This is a genomic window from Streptomyces sp. NPDC051677 (genome assembly GCF_044453465.1).
Lineage (GTDB): Bacteria > Actinomycetota > Actinomycetes > Streptomycetales > Streptomycetaceae > Streptomyces.
The window spans coordinates 204,592-221,399 of the sequence record NZ_JBITCT010000016.1; the positions used below are offsets into that span (position 1 = coordinate 204,592).

Here is a 16,808-nt window from a genome sequence, read left to right on the forward strand (position 1 = left end):
GGCGGCGGGCCGGCGGCGGCCTGACGACGAATCGGTCAGGCCGCCCGGGTTGAGGGCGCCCGGGTAGGCTCGGCCCATGCCGACTCCTGACTTCATCACCGAGATCCGGGCCTCCGCGGGCCACCAGCTGCTCTGGCTCCCCGGCGTCAGCGCCGTCGTCTTCGACGAGGAGGGCCGGGTGCTGCTCGGGCAGCGCGCGGACAACCACCAGTGGACCGTGATCACCGGCATCCCGGACCCGGGGGAGCAGCCCGCCGACTGCGCCGTGCGGGAGGTGTACGAGGAGGCAGGCGTGCACTGCGTCCCCGAGCGCGTCGTCCTGGTCCGCACGGGGCGGCAGGTGGAGTACCCGAACGGCGACAAGTGCCAGTTCATGGACGTCACCTTGCGCTGCCGGGCCGTCGGCGGTGAGGCACGGGTCAACGACGACGAGTCCGTCGCGGTGGGCTGGTTCGCGGTGGACGCCCTGCCGCCCATGCACGAACGCCAGCTGTTCCGCATCAAACAGGCGCTCTCCGACGAACCCACGTGGTTCGAGACCACGACTTCTGCCTGAAGCCACCCTCGCCTCACCCGCGGGAGGCGGGCTCCTGGGCGTGCGTCCTGGCCAGGTGGGCGGCGACGGCCATGACGCCGACGGAGACCAGGGCGATGCCGGAGCCGACGTAGAGCGGCGCGGTGTAGCCGAGGCCCGCGGTGATGGCCAGGCCCCCGAGCCAGGCGCCGAGCGCGTTGCCGACGTTGGACGCGGAGACGTTGGCGCTGGCGGCCAGTGCCGCGCCGTGGGCGAAGTCGGTGACGCGAGTGATCAGGCCGGGTACGCCGGCAAACCCGAACAGCCCCATCAGGAACACCAATATCACCGAAGCGACGGCGCTGCCGGCCAGCAGACCGAACACGGCCAGGGTGACGGCGAGTCCGAGCAGGGCGAGGACCAGGGCGCGGTCACGGTCACGGTCGGCCGCGCGCCCGCCGACCACGCTGCCGACGACCAGCCCGAGGCCGTACACCATCAGCAGCCAGGCGACATCCCCCGAGGAGAAGCCGCCGACCTCGGTGAACGTGTAGGCGATGTAGCTGAACGCGCCGAACATCCCGCCGTAGCCGAGCGCGGTGGCCGTCAGGGTCAGCCAGACCTGACAGGACCGGAACGCGCGGACGGGCGACACCACCCGCATGCACGTGACCTACTACAACGTGAACAAGCCGAACGGCGAACTGTCGGTGTTCGAGACGTTCACCCTCCACCGCAAGCGCTCCGACGGCCACCCCGGATAACCCTGCCGCCGGGACGCCGGGCTCACGGCGCGCTCCAGGACAAGCCGTCCGCGGCGACCGCGAGCCCGTCGGGGGCGGGCGGGCCCGAGTCGTCGAGCGGGCCGCCGTACAGGGCCTGCTCCTGGAGGTCGTTACCGGTGCGGAACGTGTCGGCGACGACTCGGGTGGACAGCAGCGGGTTCACCCGGTCCCCGTCGGTCGCCAACCGGCCCACCGCGTCGTCGAGTTCGGCCGCGGCGGCACTCCAGCGGGCGCCGAGCCGACCGCTCGCGCCCACCGCCGCGTCGCCGGACGCCACTCCCGCGGCCAGCTCGGCGAACGCGGCGGCCTCGTCGACGTCCACCCGGGTGACCTTCTTCGCCGACCAGAAGTACGACCGCTCGCTGCGCTCCATGTCGTAGAAGGCGATGAGGAACTCGTAGAACACGCCGTACTCGCGGCGGTAGCGCGCCTCGAACTCGGCGAAGCCGCGCTCCTCGGGGACGCTGCCGTCCAGCGCGGAGTTCACCGCGCGGGCGGCCAGCAGAGCGCCGTACGTGGCCAGGTGGACACCCGAGGAGAGCACCGGGTCCACGAAGCACGCGGCGTCGCCGACCAGCGCCATGCCCGGTGTCCACAGCGACTTCTTCCAGTACGAGTAGTCCTTGCGCACCCGGACCCGGTCGTACGGCGGCTCGGTCGCGACCGGTACGCCGGTCAGCAGCCGGTCGACCTCCGGACAGGCCTTGATCATGTCCCGCCAGGCGGCCCGCGGGTCGTGCTGGACGGCCGCGTAGTGCTCGGGCGCGATCACCGCGCCGACGCTGGTCAGATCGTCGCGCAGCGGGATGTACCAGAGCCAGCCGGCGTCGAACGCGGCGCAGAAGATGTTGCCGCTGTTCGGTTCGGGGAGCCGACGGCCGCCCGCGTAGTAGCCGAACACGGCGAGGTTGCGGAAGAAGTCCGAGTACACGCGCGGCCCGCCGACCCGGCCGTGGATCCGGCTGGTGTTGCCGGACGCGTCGACGACGAACCGCGCGAGGGCCGTGCGGACGGTCCCGTCCGGGGCGGTGTACTCGACACCGCGCACCCGGGCGCCCGCGGTCTCGCCCTCGCCGGTGAGCACCCGGCGCACCGGAGCGCCCTCACGGACCTCGACGCCGACGCGCTCGGCGTTGCGCAGCAGGATCTCGTCGAACCGGGAGCGCTCCACCTGGAAGGCGGTCGCGGTGGGCTCGGGCAGCCGCGGTGTCATGGAGAAGGAGAACTGCCAGGGCTCCGGGTCGCGGCCCCAGCGCAGCGTCCCGCCGCGTTTGAGGGTGAAGCCGGCCCGGGCGACCTCGTCGGCGACCCCGAGCAGGCGGCACAGACCATGGACGGTGGCGGGCAGCAGCGACTCGCCGATCTGGTACCTGGGGAAGGTGTCGCGCTCCAGCAGGAGCACCCGGTGCCCGCGCAGGGCCACGGCCGTCGCGGCGGTCGAGCCGGCCGGCCCGCCGCCCACGACGACGAGGTCGTACTCCGAGGTCATCAGGGGGTCTCCTGTTCTCATGGGGGCCACGTCTTCCGACGGGCGGTCACATCGTCAGCCAGGCGCGCATCGCCGCGGCCGTGCTCGCGGCGTCACGATGGAGCAGGGAGTAGTGGTCGCCCGGGAGGTCCGCGCTGTCGTGCGGCAGCGGCCAGTACGGCTGCCAGTCCCGGTCGGGGTCGCTGCGCCGCATGTGCGGGGTGGGCCGGCCGCGCAGCAGCAGCGTCGGGACCGGTGACGGTTTCGGCCGCCAGCCCTCCAGCAGGCGCGCGTAGCCGCCCCCGGCGATCAGCAACGAGTCGTCCACCTGGTCGACGAGCTCGTCCGGCAGGTCGGCCCCGGCGGACATCAGGGCCAGCCCGCGCGGGTCGCCGCGACGCAGCACTGCGGCATGGGAGTCGAGGAGGATCACACCGGCCGGCGGCGGTCCCGTCCGCGCGAGGTGGCGGGCCACGGCATGCGCGACCGCGCCGCCGGCGCAGTAGCCGACGAGGACGGGCGCCGCGTCGACGGGCAGCGAGCGCACCGTGTCGGCGTGCGTGCGCACCAGCGTGGCGATGCTGTCCGGGACGGCCCGGAGCGCGCCGAGACCGGGATGCTCCAGCAGGAACACGTCGCGCTCGCCTGCGAGCCGCTCGGCCAGAGCGGTCGGGACCCGCTGGTACGGCGAGAGGTAGTCCGGGATGTACACCAGCGGGGCGCCGTCGCCGTGGGCGAGTCGGACCGGCGGGACCGCGTACCGGGCGCGTTCGCCGTCGGGGAAGACCGGCAGGGCGTAGGACGCGAGGTGGCGCAGCCCCATCGCCTCCAACGGCCCCTGCTCGCACAGCACTCGGTGGTAGAGCGCACTGAACCGGTACGGCGACCCTGTGTCCGCCTCGGTGCCCGTCTCTGCCTCGGTGCCTCCCGCCGCCTCCGCCGTACGGCCCGCGGCCTGCGTCTGCGCCGTACTTCCCTCGGCCTGCGCCGTACTGGCTTCGGCCGCTGTCGCCGGACCGTCCTGCGGCAGCGCGCCCGCGTCGATCAGCGCGGCGTGGACGTGGGCGGCGAGGTCTGGCAGCGTGGGGTGCTCCAGCACGACGGTCGGAGCCAGCCGCACCCGCGTGAACGCGCTCAGCCGGTTGCGGAGCTGCACGGCGGTCAGGGAGTCGAAGCCGAGCTCGGTGAACGCCCGTTCAGCGGGGAGCGCGGCCGGGTCCGGGAAGCCCAGGACCGCGGCGATCTCGGCGCGGATCAGCTCGGCCAGCACCCTCTCGCGTTCGTGCGCGGCGACGGAGGCGAGCCGCTCGCGCCACGCACCGGGCGTCTGCCCGACCGCCGCGCCGGCCGGCCCGCCGCCGATCTCCTGCCCGCCGGTGACGGCCTGTTCGTCCCGGGACGAGCGCCGCGGCAGCAGGTCCGTGAGGACCGGCGACGTGGCCGGACCGTCGCCCGCGGCCGCGAGGTCCAGCGGGACCGGCACCAGCACCGGTTCCGGAATCCGCAGCACCGTGTCGAGGAGACCGATGCCCTCCTGCTCGGTGACGGGGAGAACACCGCCCTCGCCGAGCCGCTCGGGCGCTACGCGGCCCGCCATCCCCTCCTCGCCCTGCGTGGACCACGGGCCCCAGGCCAGGGCCTGCGCGGGCAGACCGTGGGCCACCCGGTGCCGGGCCAGCGCGTCGAGGAACCCGTTCGCGGCCGCGTAGTTCGACTGCCCCGGCCGGCCGAGCACACCGGCAGCCGAGGAGTACAGCACGAAGGCGGACAGGTCGAGGCCCTTCGTCGCCTCGTGCAGATGCCAGGCGCCGTCCGCCTTCGGCGCGAGCACGGTCGCGAGCCGCTCGGGGGTCATCGCGTCCACCACGCCGTCGTCCACCACCCCGGCGAGGTGGAAGACCGCGGTCGGCGCCGGCCGGCAGGACGCGATCAGGGCGTCGACGGCCGTACGGTCGCTCACGTCGCACGCCACTACCCGCACCTCGGCCGGCAGCTCGCCCGCCCAGTCCGGGATCCGGCCGCTGCGACCGGTCAGCAGCAGGTGCCGGACCCCGCGTTCGGCGACCAGGTACCGGGCGAGGCTCGCGCCGAGCGCGCCGGCGCCGCCGGTGACGATCACCGTCCCGGCGCAGTCCAGGCCGGGTGGCTCGGCGGCGGGCGGAACCGCAGGAACGAGCCGGGGCGCCAGAACGACACCGTCGTGCAGCGCGATCTGAGGCTCGTCCGTCCGCAGCGCCGCGTCCAGCTCCGCCGGTGACGCCGGACCGCCACGCCGGTCGACCAGGACGATCCGGCCGGGATGCTCGGACTGGGCGCTGCGCAGGAACCCCGCGACCGCCGCCTCGGCGAGGTCCGGGTCGTCGCCCGTGGCGTTGTGGGTGAGCACGGCCAGCCGGCCCGGCCGTACATCGGAGGTCCAGTCGCGCACCCGCTCCAGCACCGCCGCGAGAAGCCCGCGCACACGGTCGGGCTGCGCGGCGTCCACCGGCAGGGCGGCGGCCAGGCGGCCCACGTCGAGCACCTCGTGCTCCGGGCTCATCTCGGGGACCGGCGCGGCGGGCCGCCAGACGAGGCGATACGTCTCGGCGGCGGCCAGGGCACGCGTGGGGATCGCGCGGGTGACCACGGACTCGACGGCGGCGAGGGGCCGGCCCGCCGGGTCGGAGAGGGTGACCCGGAACTCGTCCGGGCCGAGCCGACGTACGACGGCCCGGGCGGCGGAGGCGCCGGTCGCATACACCGTCAGGCCGGTGCAGGCGAGCGGGGCCCGGGGCTCCCTCGAGCGCCCGCCCGCCGGTTCCTCGGCCAGCAGTGCGCAGTGCAGCGCCGCGTCGAACAGAGCGGGGTGCAGGGTGTACGAGCCCGCGGTGGCCGCCTCGCCGGGCGGCAGCGCCAGCTCGGCGAAGAGGTCGCCGTCCCGTCGCCACAGCGCGGTCACCCCGCGGAAAGCGGGCCCGTAGCGGTGGCCTTGCGCCGCGAGGCGCGGATAGTCGACCGGGATCTGCTCGGCCCCTGGGGGCGGCCACGCGCCGGGCGGATCGGTGTGCGGATCGGTGGGCGCTTCGGCCGGGGCGGTCCTCGCGGTCGCGTGCCGCGTCCACGGTCCCAAGGGGTCCGTGGGGGTCGTGGGGTCCGTGGCGTCGGTCGGGCGGGCCCACACGGTGACCGGTCGGCCGCCCGTCTCGTCCGGCGCCCCGGCCACCACCTGTACCTGCATCTGCGCCGGCACCTGCGGCTGATGCGCCGCGGGCAGTACGAGCGGCTCGTGGAAAGCCAGTTCGGCCAGCCGGACAGGGCCGGGGGCGCCGATGGCCCGGCAGGCCAGTTCGGCGAAGAGCGTCGCGGGCGCCACCACTCGGTCGCCGATCGTGTGGTCGGCGAGCCAGGGGTGACGTGCAGTGGACAGCACGGCGGTGTGCCGGATGCCGGGACCGTCCGCATCGGGCAGCGGCTGCCCCATCAGGGGGTGACCGGCCGGGCCTGCGACCGGGTGCCGGACCGCGTTCAGCCAGTAGCGCTGTCGCTGGAAGGGATAGGTGGGCAGCGGGCGTCGACGGGCGCCGCTGCCCGCGTACACCGATCGCCAGTCCACCGCCACCCCGTGCACGTGCAGCGCGGCCAGCGCCTCAAGTGCGGTACGCGCGGTGGCGACCGAGGCGAACACCGCGTCCGCGTCCGGTCCGAGGCACTCCTCGGCCGCCGCGCCGAGCGAGGCGGACGGACCGGCCTCGACGAACGCCGTGACGCCCGCCTCGGCCAAGTACCCCACCGCGTCGGCGAATCGGACCGTCTCGCGCGCCTGCCGGACCCAGTGGTCGGCGTCGGCGAGGGCGTCGGACTCGGGACGACCGGTCAGCGTGGACACCACGGGGACGGACGGTTGGTGGTACGTCACCGACTCGGCGACCGCGCGATACTCGGCCAGCATCGGGTCCAGCAGCGGCGAGTGGAAGGCGTGGCTCACCCGCAGCCGGTGCGACGGCCGTCCGATGCGGGCCGCCAGCGCCGTCACCGCGTCCTCGGCGCCGGACAGCACGACCGACGCCGGTCCGTTGACCGCCGCGACCGCGACCCGGCCGGGCGCCTCGTCGAGCCGACGCGTCACCTCGGCCAGCGGCGCACGGACCGCGACCATCGCGCCGCCGGCCGGCAGGGCCGCCATCAACCGGCCACGGGCGGCGACCAGTCGTACGGCGTCGGCGCGGGAGAACACACCGGCGATGTGAGCGGCGGCCAGTTCGCCGATCGAGTGGCCGACCAGGTAGTCGGGTCGCACCCCCCACTCGGCGAGCAGCGTGTGCAGGGCGACCGCGAAGGCGAACAACGCGGGCTGGGCGTAGTCGGTACGGTTCAGCAGGCTGTCGTCGGGGGCGTCGATCACCTCCAGCAGCGGTCGGTCGAGCCACGGCGTGAACTCTTCGCACAGCGCGGTGAAGGCCGCGTCGAAGACGGGGAAGGCGGCGCGCAGTTCACGGCCCGCTCCGGAGCGCTGGGCGCCCTGGCCCGCGCAGAGCAGCGCCACCTTGGGACGGGTGCGCGCGGTGCTCCGTACCACCGCCGGGCTGTCGACCCCTTCGGCCAGGTCGCGCAACCCGGCGAGCAGGCCGTCGGCATCGGCGGCCAGGACGGCCGCCCGGCGGGACAGCGGCGCGCGGGTGGTCGCCAACGAGTATCCGGCGTCCAGCACGGCGGACTCGCCGCCCACCTCGGCCACCTCGGCCGCCAGCCTCCCGGCGTGGGCCCGCAGCCCGGCCTCGTCGCCGCCGCCGACCAACCAGGGCACGACCGGCAGACGGACCGTCGACCCGATCGCGGCCGAGGCGATGCCGGCACCGGGGGACCGGCCGTCGATCGCATCCGGCTCCGGCGGCTGCTCGATGATCACGTGGGCGTTCGTCCCGCCGATGCCGAACGACGAGATCGCGGCGCGGCGCGGGCGGTCGCGCAGCGGCCAGGGCCGGGCCCGGTCGAGCAGTCGTACCGCCCCGGCGTCCCAGTCGACGTGCGGTGACGGCTGCTCCGCGTACAGCGAAGCGGGCAGTTCGCCGTGGCGCATCGCCTCGATCATCTTGATCAGGCCCGCCACGCCCGCCGCGGCCTGGGTGTGCCCGAGGTTCGACTTGACCGAGCCCAGCCACACCGGGTCGGCCGGATCCCGGTCCTGCCCGTAGGCGGCCAGCAGGGCGCCGGCCTCGATCGGGTCGCCGAGCGCGGTCCCCGTGCCGTGCCCCTCCACCGCGTCGACGTCGGCCGCCCGCAGTCCCGCGTCGGCCAACGCCAGCCGGATCAGGTCCCGTTGTGCCTCGCCGTTGGGTGCGGTCAGGCCGTTCGACGCGCCGTCCGAGTTCACCGCGGACCCGCGCAGCACGGCCAGCACCGGATGGCCGTGGCGCCGGGCGTCGGACAGCTTCTCCAGCAGCACCAGACCGACGCCCTCGGCCCAGGCGGTGCCGTCCGCGCCCGCGGCGAACGACCGGCAACGGCCGTCCGGCGACAGAGCCCGCTGACGGCTGAACGCGACGAACGGCTGCGGGCTCGACAGCACCGTCACCCCGCCCGCCAACGCGAGCGTGCACTCCCCGGCCCGCAGCGACTTGGCCGCCAGGTCCAGCGCGACCAGCGACGACGAACAGGCCGTGTCCAGGGTCATGACCGGGCCGCGCAGCCCCAGGACGTAGGACACGCGGCCGGACGCCACACTGCCCGAGGACCCGATGCCGATCTGCGACTCCAACTCGTGCGGCGAGACCCCGCTGCCGTAGCCGACGTGCATCAGCCCGACGAACACCCCGGTGCTGCTGCCGCGCAGCGTCGGTGCGGGGATGCCCGCGCGCTCCAGCGTCTCCCAGGCGACCTCCAGCAGCAGACGCTGCTGGGGATCGGTGGCCAGGGCCTCGCGGGGCGACATCCCGAAGAACAGCGGGTCGAAGTCCGCGACGTCGTCGAGGAACCCGCCGCGCCGGGTGTACGTCGTCCCGAGCCGGTCGGGGTCGGGATGGTGCAGGGAAGCGAGGTCCCAGCCGCGGTCGGTGGGGAAGTCGCCGGTGGCGTCCACCCCGTCGGCCGCCATCCGCCAGAGGTCCTCGGGCGAACTCACCCCGCCCGGGTAACGGCAGCCGACGGCCACGATCGCCACCGGCTCGGTCTGCGGACCCCGCCGCGGTCCGGCCTTCGCGGGCGCGGGCGCCCCGTGCAGCCAGGTGTCCAGGTGGGCGGCGACCGCGGCCGGGTTCGGATGGTCCCAGACGAGCGTCGCCGGCAGCCGCAGACCGGTGCGCAGGCTGAGCCGGTGCCACAGGGTCATCGCGTCCATCGAGGTCAGGCCGAGGTCGGCGAACGCGGTGCCGGGATCGGCGGCCGTGCCCCGGATCGCCGCAGTCTCCGCGCACACCAGGTCGGTGAGCGCGGCCCGCCGCTCTCCGGGCGCCCGGCCGGCCAGGCGGGCGAGCGTCGGTTCGACGGGGCGCCCGGCGAGTGCCTCGCGCAGCAGCGCGCGGCGCGGCTTGCCCGCGGAGGTGCGCGGCACGGCCGGGGTGAACAGGACCTCCTCGGGCACCTTGTGCGCGGAGAGCACCGAGGCGCACGCCCGCAGCAGGCCCGCCCGATCGAGTGTCTGCCGCTCGGGCACCACGAACGCCACCGGAACCTCCCCGAGCAGCGGATGGGCTTGCGCGACCACGGCCGCGTCCCGCACACCGGCCAGGCCGCGCAGCACGTGCTCGACCTCGGCGGGGTCGACGTTCTCGCCGCCGCGCACGATCCGGTCGGTCACCCGGCCGGTGACGGTCAGACCGCCGTCCTCGCCGAGTCGGCCCAGGTCACCCGTGCGATACCAGCCGTCGCGCACGGCGTCGGCGGTGTCCTCGGGCCGGTTGTGGTAGCCGAGCATGACACCGGGGCCGCGCACCCAGATCTCGCCCTCCGCGCCGGCGCCGGCGTCCGTGCCAGTACCGGCGCCAGTGCCGGTGCCAGCTTCGGGGGTGTCGCGTCCCGTCTCCGGATCGACGAGCCGGACCTCCATGCCGGGCAGTGGCAGTCCGCTTCCGCCGCGCGTCCGCGGCCCGTCGGGCGACTCCATGGCGATCTTGCCGCACGTCTCGGTGCTGCCGTAGCCGTCGAGGAGCGGGGCGCCGAACCGGGCTTCGACCTGCTCCCGCAGATCCGGCTCGCTGGGCGCGCCGGCGGTGACGCAGAACCGCAGCGACGGCGCCGCCCCCAGGCCGGCGTCGAGCAACTGCCGGTAGGTGAGGGGCACACCGGCCAGGACGGTGGGCGCGAACTCGCCGACGAGGCGTGCCAGTGCGGCCGGCTCGGGCGTGGCGGTGATCCGTGCGCTCGCCGCCGCCACGGTGGCGCCCAGGACGCAGAGCGAGTGGGCGTAGGTGTGGGAGAGCGGCAGCGGCCACAGCAGCCGGTCCGTCTCCGACAGCCCGAGCCGCGGGCCGTAGCAGGCGACCGCGGACCAGAGCGCGGACCGCTGGCAGGACACCGCGGCCCTGGGGGTGCCGGAGGTGCCGGACGTGTAGAGCAGCCAGGCGGGTTCGTCCAGGCCGAGGTCGTCGGGCGGCGCGGACGACGGTTCGGCCACGAGGGCCTCGAAGCGCGTGGCGCCGTCCGGCAGCGGGCCCTCGCCGGTCACCACCAGCCGCAGCGAGCGGCCCGCCGTCAGGCGGACGATCCGCGGCAGGTTCCGCCGGTCGGTGACCAGCACGGCCGGATCGCAGTCGGTCAACAGCTCCGCGAGTTCGGCGTCGGTACCGCGAGAACTCAGCGGCACGCCGACCGCGGCGGCCCGCACCGTGGCGAGGAGCCCCTCGACCAGCTCCACGCTCGTGTCCAGGCAGAAGGCCACCCGGGCGCCCCGGCCGACCTCCAGCCGCGCCGCCAACCGGGCGGTTCTGCGCTCCAGTTCGGCCCAGCTCACCCCACGCCGGTCATCGGCGAACGCCGGCTTCTCGCCGTGGCGTAAGGAGTTCTCGACGAGCAACTCCGGGACGGGCCGCACTGCGAACGCCTCCGCCACACCCACCGGGCTTCCCCCCTCGTCCGGACGTCCGCACCAATGCGGCCTGTTGATCAGCCTACGACCCGGCACCGACACGGCGGGGGTGCGCCGTGCAGGCCGCGAACACCGCGGGCGTCAGCCGGCGGCGGTGGTGCGAATGGCGGCGATGTCGAATTGGAGACGCACCTTCTCGCTCACCATGGCGCCGCCCTCGGCCAGCCGGGCGTTGTACGTCAGACCCCATTCGGAACGATTGATGGTGGTGGTGCCGTCGAAGCCGGCCCGCTCATAGCCGAACGGGTCGGTGACATGTCCTATGTAGGTGAGTTCCAGGACCACGGGACGAGTGGTTTCCCTGATGGTGAGATCTCCGGTCATTCGGTAGACGTCCGGGCCCGCGAGTTGTACGGCCGTACTCGCGAATCGCATACGCGGATAGGTCGCCGCGTCCAGGAAGTCACGGCCGACCAGGTGGGCGTCTCGCTGCTCCACGCCGGTGTCGACGCTCGCGGTGGACAGCAGGATCTCGGCCCGTGAGCGGGCCGGGTTGCGCCCGTCGAAAGAGAGCCGGCTCTCGTACTGCGTGAAGGCGCCGCGCACCGTCGTCACCAGGGCGTGCCGGACGGAGAAGCCGATGCGGCTGTGCGCGGGATCGATCATCCAGTCGCCGGTCAACGCGGCCAGGGCGGGATCCGGCAGGCCGGCGGAGGGGAAAGCGGGGGAGTCGGCGGGGCGTTGCGCAGGCGTGGGGGGCGCCGAGCGCCGGAAAGAGGCGCCGCGGGTGAACAGGTTCATGATTCACGTAGTTACTGCACAGCAGATATCGCCGCAAGCCTGCTCCGGGACGCGGCGGCGGATCGAATCAGTACCGAAAGGCTTATAGGCCGCCACCGATGACCGGCCACTACAGGATCCACACATGCCCGCCACGGAACAGCCAACCGAATTCCCGGACTTCACCGCGCGCATTTCCCCCCGGTCAGCCGTCGAGTGCGCAAAGGGGATCGTCGACGAGGCCGGCCGCCAACCACTGCTCCACGGCGGCGATATGGACCGTCGCGGTCGAGACGGCCAACGGGGCGTCGCGCGCCCGTAGCGCGCGCAGGATCTCGTCGTGTTCCCGGTGCGCGTGCTCCACGGCCCGCCCGGTCCGGGTGCCGCGGACGATGCGGACCCGCTGGGTGCGGGTGGAGAGCACGCGCAGCAGCATCGACAGCACCGGATTGCCGACGGCCTCGACGATCCGCAGATGGAACGCGATGTCGTGAGCGACGAACTCCTCGACCGTCGCGGCGGCGCGGGACCGTCGTAGGACGGCGCCCAGCTCGTCGAGGTCCTCGGGTCCGAGCAGCGCGGCGGCCAGCCCGGTCGCCTGCGGCTCCAACAGCCTGCGCACCTCCAGCAGTTGCAGCGCCGTCTGGCCCTGGGAGACGTCCGAGGCGAAGGCGAGCGCCTCCAGCAGCAGATGGGGCTCCAGGCTCGACACGTAGGTGCCGTCCCCCTGCCGGGCGACCAGGATCCGCATCGCGGTCAGCGCCCGCACCGCCTCGCGCAGCGAACTGCGGGACAGACCGAGCTGTCCGGCGAGGAGTTCCTCCTTCGGCAACCGGGAACCCGGCGCGAGGTCGCCCGCCACGATCATCGCCTTGATCTTGTCCATGGCCTCGTCCGTCAGTGCCACGAGCGTGCCTCTCTGTGCGTCTACTCCTGCTTCTCGCCGGAGGCGAAGCGGGAGATGATCAGCGCGACGATGATGATCGCGCCGTTGAGGAACTGGTTCCACAGCGGCGGCACGCCGGCCAGGGTCATGACGTTGACGACCAGTTGGAGGGTGAGGACGCCGGTGAGGGCGCCGAAGACGGAGCCCTTGCCGCCGTTGAGGCTGACCCCGCCGATGACCGTCGCGGCGAAGACCTGGAAGATCCAGCCGCTGCCCTGGGTGGCGGAGATGGAGCCGTAGTGGCCGCTGTAGAGGATGCCGGCGAACGCGGCGAGCAGGCTGCCGATGATGAGGACGACCCAGACGATCCGGTCGACGCGGATGCCGGCGGTGCGGGCGGCCTCCGCGTTGCCGCCGATCGCGTACAGCGCGCGGCCGTGCCGCAGCCAGGCCAGCGCGGCGCTGCCGAGAGCGAACAGCAGCACACAGATCCAGATCGCCGCGGGCGCCCCCCACCACGACGCCTTGCCGAGGTAGGTGAACGAGGAGGGCAGCTCGACGATGGACTGGCCCTCGGAGAGGGCGACCTGCAGTCCGCGCAGCATCGTCAGCATGCCCAGGGTGACGATGAAGCCGTTGAGCCGCAGTTTCAGGATCAGGAACCCGTTGACGGCGCCGATCACCATGCCCACCAGCAGACACAGCGGGACGGCCGTCCACTCGGGGAGCAGCCCGAGCCCCGTGAACCGCGCGCCGCTCGTGGGCAGCACGAGCCAGACGGCGATGACCGGGGCCACCCCGATGGTGGACTCCAGGGACAGGTCCATCCGCCCGGAGATCAGGATCAGCGCCGTGGCGAGCACCAGCAGGCTGAGCTCCGTGGACTGCTGGGCCACGCCGATGAGGTTGTCGGAGGTCAGGAACGCCGGCGAGACGATGAACCCGATCAGACCCAGGACCAGGATCGCCGGGATCAGGGACAGCTCACGAAACCGGCCGAGGTCGAGGCCGCGCCCGGTGTCCTTGGCGGGCGTCTGCGCCACGCCCGCCGCGGGGTCGGTGACATCAGTGGTGGCGGACATGACTACCTTTCGTCCTCGTCGGTGTCGGGCGCCGCGCCGGTGTCGGGGGCCGCGTCGGCGCCGGGTGGGTCGGTCCTGTCGGCCACGCCCTCCATGGCGGCGACCACCTGCTCGTCCCGCCAGCCGGGCGCGAACTCGGCGACCACGCGGCCGTGGAACATCACGACGACGCGGTCGCACACCCTGAGGTCGTCGAGTTCGTCGGAGACGATCAGCGCGGCCCTGCCGCCGTCCGCGACCTCGCGGATCCGGCGCAGCAGGAACTCCTTGGATTTGACGTCCACCCCGTTGGTGGGCCGGACGGCGACCAGGACGCGCGGGTCGGTGGCCAGCGCCCGGGCGACGACGACCTTCTGCTGGTTGCCGCCGGACAGCGCGGAGACCGGGGTGGCCGCCCCCGGCGTCTTGATGTCGAGATCCCGGATCATGCGCTGGGCGAAGACTCTGGTCCGGGCGGGCAACACCGTGCCGAACGGGCCCAGTTGGTCGGTGACGGTGAGCGTCGCGTTCTCCGCCACACTTCGGTTGTGGACCAGGCCCTGGAGATGACGGTCCTCCGGGACCAGCCCGACGCCGGCGTCCAGCGCCGCCGGCACGCTGCCGGTGCGCACGGCACGGCCGCCGACCGTGATCCGGCCCTCCTCGGCGCGGTGCAGCCCGGCGACGGCCTCGCCCACCCGCACATTGCCGCTGGCCGCCGCTCCGGCCAGCCCGACCACCTCGCCGGAGCGGACCGACAGGGACAGACCGTGGCAGGTCCCGGTGAGTGTGAGCCCCTCGATCGCCAGCAGCTCGGGGCGCTCGTCCGGTGCCTGCCCTCTCTCCGGCCCGGCGGCGCGGCCGTCGTCCGCCCGGGCACTGACGGCGGGGGCGGTCGTCTCCCCGGTCATGGCCTCCACCAGGGCCTGGTGACCGACCTCGGCCACGGGCGCGGTGAGGATGTGGGTCGCGTCGCGGTAGACGGTGACCGTGGTGCAGAGGTCGTACACCTCTTGGAGGTGGTGGGAGATGTAGAGGAAGGCGACGCCCTGACCCTGGAGGTCGCGCAGCTTGTCGAAGAGCCGGCTGATGCCGCGGGCGTCGAGCTTCGCGGTCGGCTCGTCGAGGACGATGAAGCGCGCGCCGAACGACAGGGCGCGGGCGATCTCCACGAACTGCCGCTGTTCCACGGTGAGTTGACGAGCCCGGGCACCGGCGTCGACGTCCACGCCGTAGTCGCCGAGGAGTTCCTCGGCCCGGCGGCGCAACTGCTTCCAGCGGATGGGCTGCAGCGGGCTCGCGCTCTGCCGGTTGAGGAAGAGGTTCTCGGCGACGGTCAGGTCCTGGATGATCGTGGACTGCTGGTAGACGCAGGCCACCCGGGACCGCCAGGCGTCGATGTCGCCGACGGGCGGCGCGGGTTCGCCGTTGAAGCGCACGGCGCCGGTGTCGGGCCGGCGCAGTCCGGTCAGAAGGGACACCAGCGTCGACTTGCCGGCTCCGTTGCGGCCCACCAGCGCGTGCGAATCGCCGGGGGCGACGGCGATACGGGCGTCGCGCAGCGCGACGGTGGCGCCGAACCTCTTGCCGACCCCGACGGCCTCGGCCACCGGGGTGGGGCCGGCGCCGCCGTGCGCCGGCCGGGGCGCGGTCGCGGTGTCCGCCATGGGGGATACCGTCCTTCCAGGGGTGCGGGCGCTGTCGCCGGGCCGGTCGGTCACTGGCCGACGGTGTTGCCCCACAGGGTCTTGTCGGCCACGTTGTCCTTGGTGACCAGGGGCGCGGGCAGCTGGTCCTCGAGGCCGTTCGGGATCGTGATGATGGTGGAGCCGTGGTCGGTCGGACCCGGCTTGAAGGTCTTGCCCTCGGCCGCGGCCTGGGCGTAGTACAGCGCGTACTTGGCGTAGAGGTCGGCGGGCTGGGAGACGGTGGCGTCGATCTGGCCCTTGCGGATGGCGTCGAACTCCTGCGGGATGCCGTCGTTGGAGATGATCGAGATGTGCCCCGGCCGGCCGGCCGGCTTGAGCAGCTTCTTCTGCTCCAGCAGTGCGAGGGTGGGCTGCAGGAAGACGCCGCCGGCCTGCATGTAGACGCCGTTCAGGTCGGGGTGCTGGGCGAGCAGGCTCTGCAGCTTGGCGGAGGCCACGTCGCCCTTCCAGTCGGTGGGCAGCTCGAACACCGTTATGCCGGGGAACTTCTGCTTCATGCACGCGGCGAAGGCCTCGGAGCGGTCGCGTCCGTTGATGGAGTCCAGGGCGCCCTGCAACTCGGCGACCTTGCCCTTCCCGCCGAGCTGCTTGCCGAGGAACTCGCAGGCCTTCGTGCCGTACGCCCGGTTGTCGGCCCGGACCACCATGTACACGTCGCCCTTGTCGGGACGGGTGTCGACACTGACCACCGGGATCTTCTTCGACGCCAGGGTGTCCAGCGTGGAGGCGATCGCGCCGGTGTCCTGCGGCGCCATGACGACGGCCTTGGCCCCCGTGTTCTGGAACACCTGCACGTTGGCCACCAGCTTGGTGACGTCGTTCTGCGAGTTGCTCAGCGGCAGCGCCTTGACGCCCTCGGACTTGATGTCCTTCTGGACGTACTCGGCGTAGGAGTTCCAGAAGTCGGAGTCGGAACGCGGCAGGTCGATGCCGATGGCCGGCTTGTCGCCGCCCGCGCTGTCCGACCCCGCGCTGTCGCGGTTGCACGCGGTGAGGAGGCTGAGGGCCGCGACGACGGCGCCGACTGCGGCGGCGGTGGAGCGGGTGCGAGCGAGCTTCATGGCCGGGTATCTCCTTAGCCAGGGCTGGGAGCCGCGCGGGGGTGATTCCTCCGATGTATCTCGGAACGCCGAGGACGTTACGACGGCGTTGCCGGCGCTGACAAGGGGTCGTCCTCAAACGAATCCGCGGGCTTCTTGGGGTGTTGTCACGGCGTCGCACTGCCCCTAAAGTCGCAGTTCTGTCATTCCTCCGACCTCCGATGAATGAGTGCTGTCAAGCCAAGAGAGGCACCCCTTGACCGCAACCCCCGCCCGGATCATCGCGGTGGACACCCACGACGTCCGCTTCCCCACCTCGCGGGAACTGGACGGCTCCGACGCGATGAACCCGGATCCCGACTACTCCGCCGCCTATGTCGTGCTGCGCACCGACGCCGGAGACGGGCTCGAAGGCCATGGCTTCACCTTCACCATCGGACGCGGCAACGACGTCCAGGTCGCGGCGATCGCGGCGCTGCGCCCGCACGTCCTGGGGCGGTCCGTGGACGACCTGTGCGCCGACCCGGGCTCGCTCAGCCGCGACCTGATCGGGGACAGCCAACTGC

8 protein-coding genes and 2 pseudogenes are annotated in these 16,808 nt (G+C 73.4%); 2 read left to right on the top strand and 8 right to left on the bottom strand.

Features of this window, described 5'->3' with window-relative positions:
• Positions 1-76: 76 nt before the first annotated feature.
• Complete coding sequence (locus ACIBAF_RS21165; RefSeq protein ID WP_399464756.1) at positions 77-556, top strand: NUDIX hydrolase; 480 nt, start codon at positions 77-79, stop codon at positions 554-556.
• 13 nt (positions 557-569) lie between these two features.
• Here the strand turns inward: ACIBAF_RS21165 and ACIBAF_RS21170 are convergent.
• The 8 genes and pseudogenes from ACIBAF_RS21170 to ACIBAF_RS21205 all read right to left on the bottom strand — a co-directional run.
• Positions 570-1,157, bottom strand: a pseudogene (locus tag ACIBAF_RS21170) (MFS transporter); the annotation flags it as partial.
• Between the two features lie 143 nt (positions 1,158-1,300).
• Entirely contained in the window at positions 1,301-2,788 is a 1,488-nt protein-coding gene (locus tag ACIBAF_RS21175; protein WP_399464757.1) for a tryptophan 7-halogenase, read from the bottom strand.
• Between the two features lie 46 nt (positions 2,789-2,834).
• Complete coding sequence (locus ACIBAF_RS21180; RefSeq protein WP_399464759.1) at positions 2,835-10,796, bottom strand: SDR family NAD(P)-dependent oxidoreductase; 7,962 nt, start codon at positions 10,794-10,796, stop codon at positions 2,835-2,837.
• 111 nt (positions 10,797-10,907) lie between these two features.
• On the bottom strand, positions 10,908-11,567 hold the full coding sequence (locus tag ACIBAF_RS21185; RefSeq protein WP_399464761.1) for a YceI family protein: 660 nt from the start codon (positions 11,565-11,567) through the stop codon (positions 10,908-10,910).
• Between the two features lie 184 nt (positions 11,568-11,751).
• A complete protein-coding gene (locus tag ACIBAF_RS21190; protein WP_399464762.1) occupies positions 11,752-12,453 on the bottom strand; it encodes a FadR/GntR family transcriptional regulator in 702 nt (233 codons plus the stop codon).
• A 20-nt stretch (positions 12,454-12,473) separates the two neighbouring features.
• On the bottom strand, positions 12,474-13,514 hold the full coding sequence (locus ACIBAF_RS21195; RefSeq protein ID WP_399464764.1) for an ABC transporter permease: 1,041 nt from the start codon (positions 13,512-13,514) through the stop codon (positions 12,474-12,476).
• 2 nt (positions 13,515-13,516) lie between these two features.
• Positions 13,517-15,160, bottom strand: coding sequence for a sugar ABC transporter ATP-binding protein (locus ACIBAF_RS21200; protein ID WP_399464765.1), 1,644 nt, complete (start codon positions 15,158-15,160; stop codon positions 13,517-13,519).
• A gap of 50 nt (positions 15,161-15,210) precedes the next feature.
• Positions 15,211-16,263 (bottom strand): sugar ABC transporter substrate-binding protein, encoded by a 1,053-nt coding sequence (locus ACIBAF_RS21205; RefSeq protein WP_399464767.1) that lies wholly within the window; start codon positions 16,261-16,263, stop codon positions 15,211-15,213.
• Positions 16,264-16,498: 235 nt separating this feature from the next.
• Between ACIBAF_RS21205 and ACIBAF_RS21210 the strand changes: the two are divergent.
• Positions 16,499-16,808 (top strand): annotated as a pseudogene (locus ACIBAF_RS21210) (fuconate dehydratase); the annotation flags it as partial.

What these genes read in the sequence shown, in the direction of transcription:
- ACIBAF_RS21165 (WP_399464756.1), top strand. Translation starts at nt 77, where the DNA reads ATGCCGACTCCTGACTTCATCACCGAGATCCGGGCCTCCGCGGGCCAC.
- ACIBAF_RS21195 (WP_399464764.1), bottom strand. Translation starts at nt 13,514, where the DNA reads ATGTCCGCCACCACTGATGTCACCGACCCCGCGGCGGGCGTGGCGCAG.
- ACIBAF_RS21185 (WP_399464761.1), bottom strand. Translation starts at nt 11,567, where the DNA reads ATGAACCTGTTCACCCGCGGCGCCTCTTTCCGGCGCTCGGCGCCCCCC.
- ACIBAF_RS21205 (WP_399464767.1), bottom strand. Translation starts at nt 16,263, where the DNA reads ATGAAGCTCGCTCGCACCCGCTCCACCGCCGCCGCAGTCGGCGCCGTC.
- ACIBAF_RS21175 (WP_399464757.1), bottom strand. Translation starts at nt 2,788, where the DNA reads ATGACCTCGGAGTACGACCTCGTCGTCGTGGGCGGCGGGCCGGCCGGC.
- ACIBAF_RS21200 (WP_399464765.1), bottom strand. Translation starts at nt 15,160, where the DNA reads ATGGCGGACACCGCGACCGCGCCCCGGCCGGCGCACGGCGGCGCCGGC.